Genomic DNA, 17,020 nt, shown 5'->3' on the forward strand with positions numbered 1-17,020 from the left:
ATAAAGAAACCGTGAACCCTTTGATAGTAGGGGGCACGGTTGTTTTTTTATTTGCGTAACCATTAGGATTTTATTTTTGAACTAATTTAATTCCTTCTATCAATTCAATGGTTTTCATTTTGTCTATTCTAGTATCTCTATAATCAGTAGATAAAAAATTATCTTGCCAGAATACGCACAATTCATTATCTACGTTTATAATTTCAACTACATTAGGATATTTCTCTCTTTGATTGTTTATGTTAGTAAACGTATTTCTCCCTAAAATTGCATCACTAGCAATAGCTATTAAAATTTCATTTGATATATCTTTTTTTTTCAACTTAATATATATCCTATTCCCTCCAGCAGCTGAAAGTTCTCTTGCTTCTTGAATATAGTTTGCAATATCAGAATCAAGGTGTTCGTACCTTCTAAATTTTGATTTTCGCACTAATAATTTCGCATAGTATTTTACATAAGAATATACTCTATTTTTATATCGGCTAAATATTACTTTCTTTTCAATAAAAGCCATTTCTCTCGCTAAATAGATCACAGGAACATTTAATGCCCAAACCAGAGGTTCTATTCCAAATGACAGCCAAAAATCCAGTGAAAAAACATCATTAATATTTTTCAAAAATTGATTTATCGCAGTAACTAGCATAAACAAGCTAATACTTATCAAAAAGAAGTTAAAAAAATTAGCAACAATTTTTGTGTCTTCTTTTTTATTTGCGACTGCTATTAATGCAGAAAGAATTGCTATAATAAATATCAATACCATTTCCCAGATAACAGGCAAAGTATAGGTTGAATTTATGAAAAGTGGAATAGCCACAATACTAAATAATTCGGTTTTCTTTTCAAGAATTAATTCTCTAAAATTCAGTTTTTTTAAATACTCAACAATTGGAAAGACTGAAAAAAATAAAACAATTAAGTAGTCTTTTATATACCATGGTGAAATCTGCAAATTATCTCTATATACAAAAGAATATATTATAATTAAGTAGATTAAATTTATTACTATTATCACTATAGCAATAGGATTTAATAAAAACTTTATCATGTATTTAATAACGTTCTTTAAAGAATTTAATAAATTATTTTTTCTTCCGAATATGATAATAAGGAAAAGTGAAATTAGAATCCAGTATAAAATTGCTTGCTCTCTTGTACTCATTCAAAAGCTCCCCTTTAGTAATAATTCATATTATCTGCTTTGAAAGATAAAGTAATGAACTTATTTGATACATAAGGATTCACAACTAAATTTTCAAATTGAATTTTTACTCCTTCGATTTTATCAATTCTCGATTGTATGATAATCGGTTTCTCTCCCAACACTGTTACAAGAATGCTTTTATATCGTTTATCTTTCATTATATCACCTTTTTGGAAAAAACAATTGAAGAGATATGACTTAAAAAGATTTTTTGAATTTTATCTGCAACTATTTTGCAAACCAACCCTACAATAACAATCGAAAGTCAAAAAATCTAAAAAACGTTAAATTCTTTCATGTTGCTTTTTTCTAGCCTAACCAACATCTATTGGTAAGCGGATTACGAAATTTGAGACAAAAATTAGAAGAGCATTATTTCAAAAGTCAAACACAAAGGAGCTGCCAAAGATGTTCACCAACCAAAACTACATCAAAAAGTGCCGAATCCACAAAAACAATGCAGACATCTACCCATTCAATATTCCTTCAATTCAAAAGACCGAAGAACTAGTTTTTGATGAAAATATAACATTTTTTGTTGGCGGAAACGGCATGGGAAAATCGACTTTATTTAGAAGCGATGGCGGTTAACTACGGATTGAATCCAGAAAGCTGTACAAAAATTTTTACATTCTATACGAAAGAAACGCATAGCCAATTAAGTGATGCAATTCGGGTTGTGAAGGGAATAAAACGAGCAGATTATTCTTTCTTTTTAAGAGCAGAAAGCTTTTATAATTTAGCTACAACGATAGATTAATTGGATAAAGAAGGTGGTGGGAATCCGATTATTGATTCTTACGGGACAGGGTATCTCTTCATGAACAATCGCATGGTGAGGCTTTTATGGCAGTCATTTTGAATCGTTTTTCCGAAAATGGCGTGTATTTATTGGATGAACCGGAAGCGGCTTTGTCACCAACTAACTTTGCTTCAGGCGATAAATAATTTAGCGAAGAAAGGGGCGCAATTTATTATCGCCACACATTCGCCTATTATAATGTCTGAGGTGGTCCATAAATGTTAGACTATAATAATAGTGAGACAGGAGTGGAATAATAATGAGAATGAAATATAGTTATGAATTTAAGCTAAAGCTATTCAAAGAGTATACTGAAGGTATGGTATATTTTGGATTCTTGGCAGAAAAATATGAAATCCATCGTTCCCAAATCCAGAAGTGGGTTGCAGATTATAAAGCGAATGGTGAAGAAGTATTAAAAAGACGAAAGTTTAAGGTGTATGATGGTCAATTCAAAATAAATGTAGTAAAATATATGCATAGAACCGGTTCATCATTGGCAGTTACCGCAAGAAAGTTTAATCTGAATTCTTCAACTATTGTAAGAAGCTGGGAAAAAAATATACATTGGACATGGTGAGCCAGGATTAATGATTGATAAACGATCAGGAAGGCATGATAAAGAGCAGTTAAAACCTATATCATTAAAACTATCTCATAAGTCCAGAAAAGAATTTGTTGAAGAGGTCAATTTATTACGGACTGAGAATGCATACTTAAAAAAGTTAGATGCCTTAGTTCAACAGAAAAAAATCTTAGTGAAAAAGAAAAAACACAAATAGTTTATGAACTAAGGCATGAATTTTCAATAACTGAGTTGTTAGTTGTAGCAAGACTGGCAAAAAGTACATACTATTATCACGTTAAACATTTAGATAAAATAGGGAAATATCTAGACATACGAAAATATATTCAGGAAATTTATGAGCAACATAAAGGTAGGTACGGGTATCGGAGAATAACTTATGCCTTACATGAATATGGTATAACATTAAATTCCAAAACAGTCTTAAAATTAATGAGAGAACTCGGACTCAAATGTACACTTAGACCCAAAAAATATCGTTCATATTATGGATCTGTTGGAAAGGTTGCAAATAATATTCTTGATAGAAATTTCAAAACTGATAAACCCAATCAAAAATGGGTGACAGATGTTACAATGTTTCAGGTTAATGGAAAGAAGATATTTCTTTCTCCTATTATGGATTTGTACAATAATGAAATAATCGCATATGATATCAGTCAAACATCTAATCTAGAAATGATAGAGAGAATGATGAAACAAGTAGCAAGACGAAGATCATACGCAACAGAAACAATTTTACATTCTGATCAAGGGTATCACTATCAATCTTTTCTATACCAAAGTATTCTATTCCAGCAGAAGATTACTCAAAGTATGTCGAGGAAAGGTAATTGTTTAGATAATGCAGCCATTGAGAGTTTCTTCGGCACAGTAAAATCAGAATTTTACTACAATCAAGAATTTACAAGCATAAAGCACTTTGCCAACGAGCTACATAACTATATTAGCTACTATAATAATGAGCGAATATCTTTGCGACTTGATGGAAAATCGCCTAGACAATACTTGAAGTTCAAAAATAAATAGTATGATTATTTGGAGGAAATAAAATGCTGAAAAATCACTTTGACAAAAGGAAATTTAGAATTTGGAAATATAGTGTATCATTAAATACATTATTGCTCAGAAGTGTCGAAGATTTAAATACTACTATAGATATATTATTTTATGGAGTTAAATCCATGAATATTGAAAGTACTATGACAATAACTGGAATTAACGAAAAAATACATAGTGAATTTTCTGAATTCATAATCAATACACCGAAAGGTATCATGACAATTAAGGCAATTTCATGTAAAGTGGTTGAGTCTGAACTAAGTTATGATGATTTAAATGGATATTTCAATCATATGCTCTGAATTAACATTGAATTCAGTCAAGAAGTCCAACTTTCGTGGTGCACTTCAGTCGTGTCCGGATGCTGCTATTTTTTTATTCAATCATGAGGACACAATTATAAAAAGTAGACTACGAGGAAACAGAACATTTTATTGTATCGAAATACTTTTTTAGCAACTATCCATCTTATCGCGACGAGTTTTTGGAAGATAATTAAAAAAGCAACAATCAAATGGTTTTCCACTTGATTGTTGCTTTTTTTAAACAAAAAAAACCAAAAAAGCGACAAGGCCAGTTCGCTCTTTTGGTAACTAGGTGGGGCAGCAAACAGCAAAAAGCTGTTTACTACATTTATATAATACCATGATAACGTGGAGGAAATATGGAGGCGCATTCTAAATTCTCCATATTTTCTCCATAGAGTTTTGCTAACCTATATGTATAAAGGAGGGGTGAGATTGAAAAAAAGTTTAATTTGGAGCATTGTTATTGGTGTTTTACTGCTGATAAGTATTTTATTAATTGGTTTTTGGCTGATGAATAAAAATATGTCCCCAAATGAACATCGCAATATGGACATGGGAGCGGAGGATAAAGTTGTTACCTTAAAAGAAGAACCAGATGAAGCGCCTCGGCCACTGAAAATACCGGATATACTTGAGCCATCGACGGTTAATGATGAAAGGGTCGTTTATGATATTGAAGCAAAAACTGGCGAATCAGTCATAAAAACAGGTGAAAAAACGAAGACACTTGGTTATAATGGAAATTATTTAGGTCCAGTTATTCGGCTGGAGAAAGGTCAAAAAGTAACCTTTCGAACGAAAAATAGTTTGAACGAGGAAACAAGTTTCCACTGGCACGGGCTTGTTGTACCTGCTGTTTCAGACGGTGGGCCGCACCAAACCATTCCTGAATATAGTAAAAAAGAGGTCAACTTCACTGTGAAGCAAGATGCAGCGACACTCTGGTTTCATCCTCATCCGAAAGGCAACACGGCAAAACAAGTCTATCAGGGCCTTGCCGGCTTAATTTATATTGATGATGAAAATCAAAAGAGTAAAAACCTTCCTTCAGCTTATGGGAAAAATGACTTTCCAGTGATTATACAAGACCGCAATTTTATGGAAGACAACCAATTTGATTATGCGAACGATCGAAACAGCGACGGGACACAAGGCGAAAGCTTAGTCATCAATGGGACTATCCGTCCGTATCTTGATGTGAAGTATGATAAAATTAGACTTAGAATGGTGAACGGTTCAAACGCGCGTGAGTATAACTTGGCCCTTTCAAATGGTGCCAAAATCACGCAAATCGCGACTGATGGTGGACTTCTTTTGAAACCAGTGTCGCTAACAAATTTAAAACTATCGCCTGGTGAGCGAGCAGAAATTATTTTAGATTTTACAAAAATACGGAATAAGAAAGTGGCGTTACAAGACGGTCGGGCAACCGTTTTACGTTTCAATGTGGCGGATTCGCTTATTCGAACCGAGAACCCACAACAAGTGCTTAACCAAATTGATTCCCCTATGGAAACTGAAGATGCGAAAGTGGACAAAATTACGCTTTCTGGAATGGGGCATATGGTGGCAATCGATGGGCAGAAATTTGATATGAATCGCATTGACAAGGAAGTGAAGCAAGGTACGGAAGTCATTTGGGAGGTGACAAATGAAGGTGGCATGATGGGGGATATGAATCACCCATTTCACATTCACGGTACGCAATTTCAAATTGTAAGCCGAAATGGAAGGGCTACCATGGGCAATGAACGGGGATTGAAAGATACGGTTGTGATTGCGCCAAATGAATCGGTCAAGCTAAAAATCCGCTTTAATCAAAAAGGTGTGTTTATGTATCATTGTCATAACCTTGAGCATGAGGAAAACGGTATGATGGCTCAAGTCAAGGTGCTGTAGAAAAAGGAGTTGTGTGAAAATGATTGGAGATTTGTGTGACTATATTTTTGGTGGGGGGACGGTTGGAATGCTTCTGATGCTGCTTTTCTGGGTGGTCATGATGGCAGCGATTAGTTTTCTCATGTATGTCATGATGAGTCGCGAGAAGGAAAAAATTGAATTTGCCTCCTCTAGTGAACAGCCTGAACAAGTTTTACTTAACGAATTCATGCGCGGTCACATCAATGAAGAGGAGTATTTGCATAAAAAGAAATATTTATAAATCATCAGCGCGGGGAGTGTTCACATTGAAAATCTTAATTGTAGATGACGAGCCTAAAATTTTAGATGTTGTAGAGGCATACTTAGTTGCCAAAGATTATCTGGTATTTCGGGCAAATTCAGGTGAAACTGCATTCAAGAAATATACGTTAAGTAGCCCAGATTTAATCATTTTAGATTTAATGTTACCTGATAAATCTGGTTTAGAGATTTGCAAAGAAATTCGAGCAAGCGGGGACGATACACCGATTATTATGCTTACAGCCAAATCAAAAGAGCAAGATATTTTAACAGGTTTACAATTGGGCGCAGATGATTACATCGTCAAACCATTTAGCCCAAAAGAGCTTGTTATGCGAGTTGAAACGGTTCTTAGGCGAAGCGGAAGTTTAATGAGCAAAAAGAATAATAAGTTAGCCTTTGATCAAGGAACATTAATTATTTATCCGGGCTCTCGGCAAGTATTTTTACACGAAGAAGAGATTTTTTTGACTAAAAAGGAGTTTGACTTACTCGTTACATTGGCGATGAATCCGACGCAATATTTTCCGCGAGAGGCGCTTGTTGAGGCATTATATGGTTGTGATTCAATAAATTCCGATAGAGCGATTGATTCCCATATTAAGAATTTGCGACAAAAAATAGAAGTTGATTCGAAAAAACCAAGGTTTATTTTAACAATACACGGGAAAGGCTACCGATTTGGGTGTGCAGAATGAAAAAACGAACGATTAAGACGCAACTTATTTTCGGATTTGCAGCGCTTTCGGTCCTCATTATTGGCTCAATTAGTTTTATTACAGCTTATTTAATGAATACGCATTTTGAACGATACATTATGGAAAAACAAAATGAAATGATTAAGCAAACGGAACACAGCGTTTTGCTCGCTTACAATGAGGATGCGAATACATGGGATACGAAGCGGCTTAGGCAAATTAATGAATCTATTGCTACTAAGGGACAATGGTACATTCTATTTGATGTTTCGGGAAATTCAATTTTCTCACCAACAGAAAGTGAGCAAATTGACAGCCAGAAAGAGATGAAAGCGCTGCAAGAAAAGAACCCAACTAAAACAGAAGAAATGACGAAAATTTTTAATCTTGAAGATTCGAATGGTCGAGAAATTGCAACGTTAGACATTCATTATGTTGGTCCATTAAATTATACCAAACATGACCTTGCTTTTATGCGCGATATGAAAATGAATCTACTCATTGTTTCCATTTCTGCCTTTTTCTTTTTGACTTTTATCGTAACATGGATGTCTAGACGACTGAGTTATCCACTTGTTCGCTTGAATGAGAAGACAAAAGAAATTGCAGAAGGAAATCGGCTTGAAACGATGCTGCCAGAAAGTTCAACAATTGAAATCAATGAGCTTGTATTATCGATTAATGAACTGTCACGTCGCTTAGGCAAACAAAACGAATTAAGGAATCGTTTGACAACAGATATAGCGCACGAGCTTCGAACCCCTTTAACGACTGTAAAAGCGCACATTGAAGCGATGATTGACGGGATTTGGCCGGTGACTCCAGAGCGTCTGAAAAGCTGTTATGACGAAGTGGACCGATTAACTCGTCTTATTGGGAGCATTGAGCAAATATCAGCGATTGAAAGTCATATCGAAAATCTAGATATTCGACCTTTTGATTTAAAAAGAATGTTGTTTACTTTGCGTGATAATTTTGAAGCTCAGTATGAGGCGAAAGAGGTTGAGTTAGAAATTATTAGTCCTGAAATCGAATTAGTTGCAGATGAAGACAAAATTCGCCAAGTCATCACGAATCTTTTAGCCAATGCTTTAAAATTCACGCCTGCTCTTGGAAAAGTCATTGTCCAAGCGGCAGATACGGGAGATGAGGTTATTATTAAAGTGATGGATACAGGCGAGGGCATCCCAATTGAGGAACAGGAATACATTTTTAATCGATTTTATATGACGAATTTATCACGAAATAACGGCTCTCGTGGCAAAGGTATTGGACTTGCCATCGCCAGATCAATTATTCGAGCACATAAAGGGAATATTCGTGTCGAAAGTGAGCTTGGTAAAGGTAGTATTTTTATTATTCAATTACCTAAATAAGGTTTTTATTGGGCCTATAGATGGTTTAAAGCGTCTATAGGTTTTTTGTGTATTTTCAGGTAGACGTCATGTAGTTCTTTGTGATACAATAAAAAATAATACCGAGAATAATTTATTTGAATTGAGACGGGGGCAAACATGAATCGCTATAAAAAAATAATCATCGTATTTTGTGTGCTAGCATTGTTTCTAGTAGTAGCATCCTTACTGAAAATCGAATTTTCATCCGAAGAAAGATCTTTTTTAACCCAGTTATTACGAAATCTTTTTTAAATAAGTGAAGAGTAGGAGTATGATTTTTTAAAAATCATGCTTTTTTTGTCCCAAAAACAAAATTATTTTGTAGTAGTAATGAAAGGAAATTTGTTTTTCTTTCAGAATCCATGGTTTTGAAAGGAGGAGCGTTGTCTTATTCACCATGGAAAAACACAACTACCGAGAAGGGATGGGGAAAAATGCAAAAAAGAAAAAAGGGGACAAAAATAATTAGCATCATCTTATTAGCGGTTCTTTTAGTAAGTGTTTTGTTTCCGAAAACTGGATCTGCAGCATATTTACAACTGGATGAAACTGGATATTATTATACTGGAACGAGTGTTTCAAATGGACATTACGCTAATAATGATGATATTTGGAATATGAAAATGGACGGGAAGGACGTCTTTTGTATTGACTCGGGCGCTCGTGCAGATTCATCTGATGGGTATTACGCAGAGGAATATTTCCATGCCGAGAAAGATCGTCTATCTAAAATAGCTTATTATGGTTTCACAAATACAAACCAAACGTATACGGATTTTGCGGTCACCCAATTGATGATTTGGGAATCATTTGGGGATAGTTTAGAGTGGACTTCAGTTCCAAATTACTGGGATAGAAAACATCAAATTAATTTGAAAATCCAAAAACATAACACACAACCTTCATGGCACAATCAGGAAATCACTTTAATTGAAGGCCAGGAATTGGTCCTTGATGATACGAATAATGTGACAGACTGGCTGAATCTTGTCAGTAATACAGCGAATATTTCTGTTCAAAAAGAGGGAACTAAGTTACGTCTTAAAGCAGAACGTAGTGCAGCTTCTACTGGGGCGCTAACATTTACGAAAGTTCCAGATAATGTGGTGGGTGCTTCAATTGTGTACCACAGAGCTAACTTTCAAAGCTTAACAGATTTCAAATTGCAAGACCGCGGGGAAGCGAAATTAAATGTGAGAGTTAAAAAACTTGGCGGTGTTCGGATTATGAAAATTGACCAAGAAACGAAAGCGCCACTTCCAGGCGCGACGATTCAGTTTAATTACGGGGATCAAGAGCGGAAAGTTGTGACGAATGCAAATGGAGTTGCAGAACTTCAAGGAATTCCTGAAGGGACGATTGTTACGGCTTCAGAATCTTTAGCGCCGAATGGTTATCATAATTTGAGAGCGCGTCATGAAATCACGGTTAAGCCGCTTGAGACAGTTGAAATCATTTTGGATAATGCCAAGCAAAAAGGTACTGTTTCCTTAGCTAAAACAGGTGAAGAATTTGGTACCGCGATGCCAAATCAATACTACAGCTTGCAAGGTGCAGTTTACGGGGTCTATACGAGTGAAAACGTTCGGGTTGCTGAACTTCAAACCAGTGAAACGGGTGTCGCTACATCACAAGCACTTCCACTTGGGAATTATTATCTTCAGGAGGAAGTTGCACCAGCTGGTTATTTATTAAATACTGCAAAAATTCCTTTTAAACTTGAATATGCAGGACAAGACGTAGCAATCACAAATGTGAATGCTGCTGCTTTTGATAAAGAACAAAGAGGCGAAGCTATTTTAATTAAGGAAGACTCGGAAACGGGAGCTAAGCCCCAAGGAATGGCGCAATTAGACGGTGCGGTTTATGAACTTTACCGGACAAGTGATGATGAATTAATCGATACGATTACAATTGAAGATGGTCGGGCAAGTGTAAGCAATTTGCTGCTTGATGATTATTATTGGCTTGAAAAAGAGGCGCCGCTTGGGTATCAGTTGGACGTGGAAAAGCATCATTTTAAGCTGGAGTATGATGTTCTTTCTGAATTTGCTACAACAACGGTTACAGTAAAAGAAAACGTTATTAAAGAGCAAATTAAAGTGATTAAAATAGATGCGGATACGAAGCAACCGATTAAGAGAAATCCTGCAAAATTCAAATTGAAGGATTTAACGACCAAATTATATGTTCCGGTAGATGGCAAAGAAGAGTTTTCAACTGACAAAAATGGTGAGGTTACAACAGCGCCAGTTCCGTTCGGGGAATATGAGCTTATTGAAACGGATGCACCTGATGGTTACTCGCTATGCCGGGCAACAGAGAAAATTACGGTGGACGGCAGCCATAACGGCGAAATTGTTGTGAAAATAACGAACAGTGAAAAAGAGAAAATTACAACACTGACTTCAACAGATGACGCATCAAAAGATTTTCTATCAAACCGTTATAAAATGAAAGAGATGCCACAGCTCGGTGACGAAATGGATAAAATGGCTTTATTTATCGGATTAGTTCTATTAATGGCTGGGCTTACATTGTTTTGGAGCAGCAAAAGAAGAAAAAATTCAAAAGAGTAAAGCCGAATTCTTTTGAAAAAAAGCTGTTGCGAAATCATCCTTTTTGATCGCGCAGCAGCTTTTAATACTATAAGAAATAAAATTGTATGCATAAAATGAACAATTTATAATGAGATTAAGGGGGAATCATAGAAAAAGGTGGGATAATGAATGCGAATCGCAATTGTAGATGATTCAAAGATGGATGCTACTAAATTAGAAGAAGAATTGCTATGCTACTTCAGAAAAAATGAGATGAAAAAGGTGGAAATTGATATTTTTGAAGATGATGAAACTTTTTTAACGTATGTGCTAACGAATGAATTTCACTACAAAATCATTTTCTTAAATATTGGAAAAAAACCTTTAGATGGAATAAAAACAGCAAAGAAACTCCGTTTTATCGAGAAAGATGCTCTAATTATTTATGTGACCAACGCCGATTTATATGAAATCGACACATTTTCAGTTCAGCCATTTCGCTACATCATCAAACCAGTTACTGAAAAAGTGGTTACACTTCATTTAGATGCTGCTATAGCAGAAATTATGAGTCAAGTTGACTATGTTTTTTTGAAAAAAGGACATGAACGTCATCAGTTTAAAAATAAAGATATTTTGGTAATTCAATCTTTTGGGAGAAAATTGAATATTTTAACAACGGAATTGGAAGAGTATAATTTTTATGGTCGGCTAAAGAACGTTGAAAGAAATTTAAACCCATATTTGTTTGTGAGAATTAATAATTCCGTTATTATCAATCTTTCCTATGTGAGAAAAATAACGGCAGATGATATATTTTTATATACCAACGATCAATTTCATATAAGTCGGGCAAAGAAAAAATATGTCATTGAAAAATACCAGCAGTTTATTGGTAAAAAAATGGGGATTGTTTATGAATAAGCACATTTGAATTTTTAAGATTTAGCATAAAAAATATTCTGTGCCTTTCGTAATCTGTGGGATTCCAATTTGAAAATGTCAAAATTGGTTGCCGGTTATGACATAATAGTAGCCTATTTATAGCAAGCGCATGTTTCAAGTAATTTCTTTTCTTATGCTGATAGTAAAAAGCAAAGAAAAGGGGATGAACGACTTATGTTAAATCAGAAACATCGTGTGCATAAGCAACACACTTTTGATGCTTATTGTAAAAAAGTTTTAAAAAATGAGGTACGGAATATTTATAAGGAGCTGGAACGGAAGCGTCAAAGGGAAACTTCACTTTCGCTAGTTTCACCAAGTGAGCTGTTTAAACTTGGCTTTATAAAAAAAGATGAACTGTTTATGAGCGATAAACTCATAGTTGTGCAAGAATGTGAAGTTATCATTAAAAATGAAGTCATTAGAAATGGTATTTTAGAACTGCCTGAAACATTCCGACAAGTGGTTATTTACTATTACTTTTTAGGAATGTCTGACTATGAAATAGCGGAGAAACTTGGCATGGTTAGGCGAACAGTTTCTAGATGGCGCAATCAGGCGCTAAGTTTGTTACAGCTTTATTTTGAAGGAAGATGCTTATGAAAAAGCTGCTGCACTACGAAATTATTTGTGAGGCGACTTTAGGTGATGCTTTAGCCATTCAAAAAGTTTTACATCGCTATATGCCATATATTAATACGCTTGCTACGCGGAATGTTGTCGATGAGTACGGTAATTCCTTTTTTCAAATTGATGAGGAAATACGGAAACGTCTGGAAAACAAATTGACAGAAACAATCCTCTTATTTGAAGTATAGTAAAAAACCGGTTATCCGCGAGGATAACCGGTTTACTTCGTTATTTAAAATCTGTTAAACCTTTTCCGCTTAAAATTTTTGGAATGTATTTTTCAATGCGGGCTATTTTAGTTTTGGATTGTTTTGGCTCTGCAAAATGGCGGATATAACCACGTTGTCTGCCAGGCGTGAGTGCGAAAAATGCTTCATGTAGTTCTGGATTTTCATTGAGTTTTTCTTGGAATTCTGGCGGGATAGGAATATCTTGTTTTTCTTGTTTAGGAACTTGTAACCCTGCTTTTTCCACCTCAATGGCTTGATTAACGTAAGCTTTGATGGAGTCTTCAAGTTTTTCGACTTCTTCTAGGGAAGTGAAGCGAATTTGACGCCCAACAACCGTATTTTCTCCAGTTTTTTTAAGAATATCATCGGGATCTTGTAATAAAGCACCTTTAAAAAAGAGGAGAGCCATATAGGCTTTAAAACCTTGAATGATAACGATATTTTTATCATCAAATGTGTAGCAAGGTTTGCCCCATTTTAATTCTTCTGTTAAGTCGCACGTTAAAAGAATGGAGCGTAGTTTTTCAGATTCAGCATACCACTGCTTTACATTACTTAAATACTCATCAATTCTCGGGTTCATTTTGCTTTCGGTCACGAAAAGCACCTCGTTTCTTCAATATCATGTTGTTTCTTTAGCCAAAAGTTGGAAAAATAAAACATTACCCGAAAATTATAGCATAAAACGAGGAATTTGTATGTCAGTAATGATTTGGCAAAAACCTTGTCGTAGTAGAAAAGAGAGATTTAAATTCACTAAAATCACCTGCGACAGGAATGCTTGCTATCCATAAAATGGAGAAAATAAGTACGACAACCAGTAGAAATTTGCAAGAAAATAAAAGAATTTTCATGAGCTGCCTCCTCAAATAAAATGATTAATTAACGTTCTTTAAAATTCCGATAATATGGTGTATCTTCGCTAAAAGCTTTAAAATGATAACCTTGTTGTTTCAATTCTTTAATAATAGACGGAAGTGCGTTCAGCGTGCTTTTTCTTTCATGGAACAAAATGATAAGGGGGTTACCAGAATCTTCTAAGTTTTTCACCTGTGCTAAAACTGATTTTATGACTTGATTTGTATCATCTTTATAGCGCCAATCATTGCTATCGATATTCCAGTCAAGTAGATGAAACCCTTCACCTTTTGCTTTCGCATATTCAGCATCTGTTAAGTAAGTACTCCCGTAAGGGGCTCGAATGAGCTTGGTCGAAATCCCTGAAAGTTCTTGCAGTTGTAGTTGCATTTTCTTCATTTCTTCGAGGAAAGTTGGATTATTCTTGCGGTAAAGTAATTTGGCATCGTGGGTGTAACTATGTAGGCCAACTTTGAAAGGAGAGCTTTTTAAACGCTGGAATGTTTTTTTATCGGCTTGATGTAAATTATTGCCGACAAAAAAGAAAGTCGCTGGCGTTTTTTCGGCTGTCAGAAAATCCATGAATTGATTTAAAAAAGGGGTAGGCCCGTCGTCGAATGTAAGGAAGACTGTTTTACTGTCTATTTTTTCCACAGGAGGAGCTTTTGGTTTTTCTTTTTTGATTTTATCTGGCTTTTCTTGTGTACGCTTGGTTGAAACAGTGGAATGTTCATTTGCTTGACTTGTGAAATAGCTTGGTACTCTCCAAAGTAAAAGCAATAGGATAATACAAAGTGGGACGAAGAGAGTCAGAAACAGTGTTCCGACTCGCTTTTTCTGCGTCCTTTTCTTACGCATTTAAAAAACTCCTTTAGTAAATATAATTTGTATTTGTTAGCTCAGCTTGAATGGCCTCAGTTGGGATGACAAATGATATCGGACCCATGTAGCCAGGGGCAACATCATATTCATCAAAAGTGATAACGAGTTTGCGATTTTGATCAATATAAAAATGATTTTCAAAGTATTCTTTTGTTAGAATAGGTTCCAGTTCATTTTCATCCCAATAAATTTTATCCGAATCATCTGCTGACATTTCCGCCTTCATTTGTGCTTTAATATACTCTTGTAAAATCACGGTATAATCATCATCTTTAAATAAATCGTCTAAGCGCACCAGTTTCTGCTTCTCTTTATCAAGTGTGATATATTCATTTTGAACATAACTACTCGCCATGGTCTTTTCCACTGTGAAGCGAACTACAAGAAGCTGCTTGGTGTTAACAAGTGTGTCATAATAACTTGTAACACTATAGTGCTCACCTTTTTTTGAAACATATTCTTTGTATTCTTGGTATAGCTCTTCGCTCGTTTGGATATAAGCATTATTGATTTGTTTCGCAAAGGCATCATTTGAAAGTCCCTTTATTTCAGGCGTTTCAATTGAGGCTTCGTTTTTTTCAGTCTTATCCTTAAACTGACTACCTGTTACGACGGCAATAACTTGATTTAAGATGGGCACGTTCCGCATTGCATTTGCAACTGTTGAATTCGTCATCACTACAACGAAAAACATCAAGCAAACTACTACGGCACTACATGCGCTCCAAGCTAGAAAGTGCTTTTTTTTCTTTGGCTGAGTTTGTAGAGCATGATTGACACGTTCATTTAATTCACTTGGGATGGGAATGTTTTTATAGGCTCTTCTTAGTTTCTGAAAGTTCTTATTTGTCATCGAATAAATCCTCCTTGCGAATATCCATGCGAAGTAATTGTAGGGCTTTATAAAGCCTTGTTTTAGTTGTACTGCTGGTTTTGCCGATAATTTCGGCTATTTCGTCAATCCGCAAATCTTCAAAGTAACGCAAGACGATGATAGTTTTATATTTGATAGGCAGTCGTTCAAGCGCTTCTTTTAAATCGATATCTTCATAGCAATCCACGTGTTGCTGGCTAATTAATTCTAAAGTTTCTCCGTCGACCAGCTTTAATTTTTTATTTTTACGTAAAAAATCTATCGCCGTTCGAATGACAATTTTATAAAACCAGCTTTTTAGCGCTTCTGGTTTTTGAATAGAGTTTAAATTTAGCAGCGCTTTTTGAATGGCATCTTGGATGATATCCAGTGCATCCGCTTCATTTTTAACATAACTATATGCCAAACGATAAAAGTCAGCTTGGTAGACGGTTATGCATTCAACAAAATGATGGCGTATTTCTTCTTTCATCGAACAGGGGCCCCCTCAATATGCATATACCTAATAGACGATACAGCATAGCAAAAAGTTTGTTTTTTTACAAAAAATTTTTTTCAGTGCTAGCTTAACAGATTTTCACTGTTTTTCATACATGATTATGTTATAATCGCCTTGAAGAGGCAATAGTTTGTCTAATCACATAGTTAGACAAGGATGGCGAGTCGTCATCTGAACACAAGAATTCGAGCATTAGCCATAAAATGCTACAATGTACAACTGCACATTAAAATGTGCTGGCCTGTCGGCAAGTACATCTCCGCATTTTACGGATTGATTTTTAGTATTGCCTCTTTTATTTTGGACAAAAAGGTGTGAGCGTTATGCAAAATCAAGATGTGTTTGGCTATGCCACGAACGCACAAATCAATGATTTCCTGTATTCGCTACAATTATTTGGCGCGTCTGATTGGTCAAAAGAAAAACAAATTGGGGCGTTGTACGCGATTTCTAACCATATTGAAGATCATTACACGCTTTTTCAGGTGCCGAAGCGGAACGGAAGTGAGCGGACGATTTGTGCGCCTAGCCCGCTACTTAAAACGGTGCAAAAGCGCATTTTATTTGCTGTTTTATCCGAGCGACCGGTTTCCGAATTTGCCACTGCTTATAAAACGGGTGTTAGTATTTTAGATAATGCGGCGGGGCATGTAGGTCAAAAATACGTGTTAAAATTAGATATTGAAAACTTTTTTGGAAGTATTTTATTTCAAGATGTGATGAATTTTGCTTTTCCAAGAGCGTTGTTTCCTAAGCGTGTAAGCGCACTATTTGCGAGTTTATGTTGCTATCATGACTGTTTACCACAAGGTGCCCCGACTTCTGCGTGTATTTCGAATATTGTATTAAAGCCATTTGATGACTATATTGGGCGAGTTGCAAAAGAAATGGGTGCAGTATATACGCGTTATTCAGATGATATGACTTTTTCTGGTGATTTTGATACGAAAAAAATGTATTACAAGGCAAAATTGTTTTTGGAAGCTATGAATTTCACGGTAAATGAAGCGAAAACACAAATTTTGACTAAAAAATCCCAGCAAAAAGTGACAGGTTTAGTCGTCAATGAAAAAGTGCAAGTTCCTAAAAACTACCGGAAAACAGTTCGTCAGGAGGCTTATTTTGCGACCAAGTATGGGCTGACAAGTCACCTTGCGTATCGCCAAAATATACAAGCGGCTGAGGTTACACAAAACGCAGCTTTCCACTATAAACTTTCACTTCTTGGGAAAATCAACTATATTTTATTAGCGAATCCTGAGGATCAGGAATTCAAGAAATGGCAAAATGAAATTAAAAGCTTGTGACCTTTCGCGTC

At 35.4% G+C, this 17,020-nt stretch carries 20 protein-coding genes; 15 read left to right on the forward strand and 5 right to left on the reverse strand.

Translation table 11 applies throughout. The annotated features are described in order from the left end of the window. Window positions 1-70 precede the first annotated feature (70 nt). Window positions 71-1,168: a hypothetical protein gene (locus tag CFT42_RS00835; RefSeq protein ID WP_088815164.1), complete on the reverse strand. Its 1,098-nt coding sequence runs from the start codon at window positions 1,166-1,168 to the stop codon at window positions 71-73. 450 nt (window positions 1,169-1,618) lie between these two features. Between CFT42_RS00835 and CFT42_RS00845 the strand changes: the two genes are divergently transcribed. From CFT42_RS00845 to CFT42_RS00915, 14 genes are all read left to right on the forward strand, one after another. Continuing rightward, window positions 1,619-1,801 carry a hypothetical protein gene (locus CFT42_RS00845; protein ID WP_088815165.1) on the forward strand — a complete coding sequence of 61 codons (183 nt, stop codon included), beginning with the start codon at window positions 1,619-1,621 and terminating at the stop codon, window positions 1,799-1,801. Beyond that, a complete protein-coding gene (locus CFT42_RS00850; RefSeq protein WP_088815166.1) occupies window positions 1,791-1,970 on the forward strand; it encodes a hypothetical protein in 180 nt (59 codons plus the stop codon). Before CFT42_RS00845 ends, CFT42_RS00850 begins: the two co-directional genes overlap by 11 nt. A 301-nt stretch (window positions 1,971-2,271) precedes the next feature. Further along, a complete protein-coding gene (locus CFT42_RS00855; RefSeq protein ID WP_088815167.1) occupies window positions 2,272-2,592 on the forward strand; it encodes a helix-turn-helix domain-containing protein in 321 nt (106 codons plus the stop codon). Window positions 2,593-2,602: 10 nt separating this feature from the next. Further along, window positions 2,603-2,794, forward strand: a complete 192-nt coding sequence (locus tag CFT42_RS00860) for a transposase (protein ID WP_088815168.1) — start codon at window positions 2,603-2,605, stop codon at window positions 2,792-2,794. After that, window positions 2,725-3,627 (forward strand): IS3 family transposase, encoded by a 903-nt coding sequence (locus CFT42_RS00865; protein WP_117590146.1) that lies wholly within the window; start codon window positions 2,725-2,727, stop codon window positions 3,625-3,627. The genes CFT42_RS00860 and CFT42_RS00865 overlap by 70 nt, the downstream gene beginning before the upstream one ends. A 23-nt stretch (window positions 3,628-3,650) precedes the next feature. After that, a complete protein-coding gene (locus tag CFT42_RS00870) occupies window positions 3,651-3,962 on the forward strand; it encodes a hypothetical protein (RefSeq protein ID WP_088808716.1) in 312 nt (103 codons plus the stop codon). 432 nt (window positions 3,963-4,394) lie between these two features. Then, window positions 4,395-5,867 carry a multicopper oxidase family protein gene (locus CFT42_RS00880; RefSeq protein ID WP_244169913.1) on the forward strand — a complete coding sequence of 491 codons (1,473 nt, stop codon included), beginning with the start codon at window positions 4,395-4,397 and terminating at the stop codon, window positions 5,865-5,867. 19 nt (window positions 5,868-5,886) lie between these two features. Next, window positions 5,887-6,129, forward strand: a complete 243-nt coding sequence (locus CFT42_RS00885) for a hypothetical protein (protein ID WP_088808719.1) — start codon at window positions 5,887-5,889, stop codon at window positions 6,127-6,129. A gap of 16 nt (window positions 6,130-6,145) precedes the next feature. Next, entirely contained in the window at window positions 6,146-6,847 is a 702-nt protein-coding gene (locus CFT42_RS00890; RefSeq protein ID WP_369821453.1) for a response regulator transcription factor, read from the forward strand. Beyond that, on the forward strand, window positions 6,844-8,223 hold the full coding sequence (locus CFT42_RS00895; protein WP_088815172.1) for a sensor histidine kinase: 1,380 nt from the start codon (window positions 6,844-6,846) through the stop codon (window positions 8,221-8,223). Before CFT42_RS00890 ends, CFT42_RS00895 begins: the two co-directional genes overlap by 4 nt. A gap of 455 nt (window positions 8,224-8,678) precedes the next feature. Next, window positions 8,679-10,823, forward strand: coding sequence for a thioester domain-containing protein (locus tag CFT42_RS00900; RefSeq protein WP_159458137.1), 2,145 nt, complete (start codon window positions 8,679-8,681; stop codon window positions 10,821-10,823). 150 nt (window positions 10,824-10,973) lie between these two features. Further along, window positions 10,974-11,708 carry a LytR/AlgR family response regulator transcription factor gene (locus CFT42_RS00905; RefSeq protein WP_088808722.1) on the forward strand — a complete coding sequence of 245 codons (735 nt, stop codon included), beginning with the start codon at window positions 10,974-10,976 and terminating at the stop codon, window positions 11,706-11,708. A 195-nt stretch (window positions 11,709-11,903) separates the two neighbouring features. Continuing rightward, entirely contained in the window at window positions 11,904-12,332 is a 429-nt protein-coding gene (locus tag CFT42_RS00910) for an RNA polymerase sigma factor (protein WP_088815173.1), read from the forward strand. Beyond that, entirely contained in the window at window positions 12,329-12,547 is a 219-nt protein-coding gene (locus CFT42_RS00915) for a helix-turn-helix domain-containing protein (protein WP_244169914.1), read from the forward strand. The genes CFT42_RS00910 and CFT42_RS00915 overlap by 4 nt, the downstream gene beginning before the upstream one ends. A gap of 40 nt (window positions 12,548-12,587) precedes the next feature. On the opposite strand, the gene CFT42_RS00920 is transcribed toward CFT42_RS00915, so the two are convergent. From CFT42_RS00920 to CFT42_RS00935, 4 genes are all read right to left on the reverse strand, one after another. Next, window positions 12,588-13,187 (reverse strand): YdeI/OmpD-associated family protein, encoded by a 600-nt coding sequence (locus CFT42_RS00920; protein ID WP_088808725.1) that lies wholly within the window; start codon window positions 13,185-13,187, stop codon window positions 12,588-12,590. A 284-nt stretch (window positions 13,188-13,471) separates the two neighbouring features. Then, the gene (locus CFT42_RS00925) at window positions 13,472-14,305 is read right to left on the reverse strand and encodes a polysaccharide deacetylase family protein (protein WP_088815175.1); all 834 of its coding nucleotides are present in this window, start codon (window positions 14,303-14,305) and stop codon (window positions 13,472-13,474) included. A 13-nt stretch (window positions 14,306-14,318) separates the two neighbouring features. Next, window positions 14,319-15,182, reverse strand: coding sequence for an anti-sigma-V factor RsiV (gene rsiV, locus CFT42_RS00930; RefSeq protein ID WP_088808727.1), 864 nt, complete (start codon window positions 15,180-15,182; stop codon window positions 14,319-14,321). Further along, window positions 15,172-15,675, reverse strand: a complete 504-nt coding sequence (locus CFT42_RS00935) for an RNA polymerase sigma factor (protein ID WP_088808728.1) — start codon at window positions 15,673-15,675, stop codon at window positions 15,172-15,174. Before CFT42_RS00935 ends, rsiV begins: the two co-directional genes overlap by 11 nt. Before the next feature lie 350 nt (window positions 15,676-16,025). Here CFT42_RS00935 and CFT42_RS00940 point away from each other — a divergent pair, with 350 nt between their 5' ends. Further along, window positions 16,026-17,009, forward strand: coding sequence for a reverse transcriptase family protein (locus CFT42_RS00940; protein ID WP_088815176.1), 984 nt, complete (start codon window positions 16,026-16,028; stop codon window positions 17,007-17,009). Window positions 17,010-17,020 lie beyond the last annotated feature (11 nt).

It is taken from the genome of Listeria goaensis, from assembly GCF_900186125.1.
Classification (GTDB): domain Bacteria; phylum Bacillota; class Bacilli; order Lactobacillales; family Listeriaceae; genus Listeria; species Listeria goaensis.

Excerpts from the sequence above, each read along its gene's own strand:
- CFT42_RS00835 (WP_088815164.1), bottom strand. The coding sequence starts at position 1,168 with ATGAGTACAAGAGAGCAAGCAATTTTATACTGGATTCTAATTTCACTT.
- CFT42_RS00845 (WP_088815165.1), top strand. The coding sequence starts at position 1,619 with ATGTTCACCAACCAAAACTACATCAAAAAGTGCCGAATCCACAAAAAC.
- CFT42_RS00850 (WP_088815166.1), top strand. The coding sequence starts at position 1,791 with ATGGCGGTTAACTACGGATTGAATCCAGAAAGCTGTACAAAAATTTTT.
- CFT42_RS00855 (WP_088815167.1), top strand. The coding sequence starts at position 2,272 with ATGAGAATGAAATATAGTTATGAATTTAAGCTAAAGCTATTCAAAGAG.
- CFT42_RS00860 (WP_088815168.1), top strand. The coding sequence starts at position 2,603 with ATGATTGATAAACGATCAGGAAGGCATGATAAAGAGCAGTTAAAACCT.
- CFT42_RS00870 (WP_088808716.1), top strand. The coding sequence starts at position 3,651 with ATGCTGAAAAATCACTTTGACAAAAGGAAATTTAGAATTTGGAAATAT.
- CFT42_RS00885 (WP_088808719.1), top strand. The coding sequence starts at position 5,887 with ATGATTGGAGATTTGTGTGACTATATTTTTGGTGGGGGGACGGTTGGA.
- CFT42_RS00895 (WP_088815172.1), top strand. The coding sequence starts at position 6,844 with ATGAAAAAACGAACGATTAAGACGCAACTTATTTTCGGATTTGCAGCG.
- CFT42_RS00900 (WP_159458137.1), top strand. The coding sequence starts at position 8,679 with ATGCAAAAAAGAAAAAAGGGGACAAAAATAATTAGCATCATCTTATTA.
- CFT42_RS00905 (WP_088808722.1), top strand. The coding sequence starts at position 10,974 with ATGCGAATCGCAATTGTAGATGATTCAAAGATGGATGCTACTAAATTA.
- CFT42_RS00910 (WP_088815173.1), top strand. The coding sequence starts at position 11,904 with ATGTTAAATCAGAAACATCGTGTGCATAAGCAACACACTTTTGATGCT.
- CFT42_RS00915 (WP_244169914.1), top strand. The coding sequence starts at position 12,329 with ATGAAAAAGCTGCTGCACTACGAAATTATTTGTGAGGCGACTTTAGGT.
- CFT42_RS00925 (WP_088815175.1), bottom strand. The coding sequence starts at position 14,305 with ATGCGTAAGAAAAGGACGCAGAAAAAGCGAGTCGGAACACTGTTTCTG.
- rsiV (WP_088808727.1), bottom strand. The coding sequence starts at position 15,182 with ATGACAAATAAGAACTTTCAGAAACTAAGAAGAGCCTATAAAAACATT.
- CFT42_RS00935 (WP_088808728.1), bottom strand. The coding sequence starts at position 15,675 with ATGAAAGAAGAAATACGCCATCATTTTGTTGAATGCATAACCGTCTAC.
- CFT42_RS00940 (WP_088815176.1), top strand. The coding sequence starts at position 16,026 with ATGCAAAATCAAGATGTGTTTGGCTATGCCACGAACGCACAAATCAAT.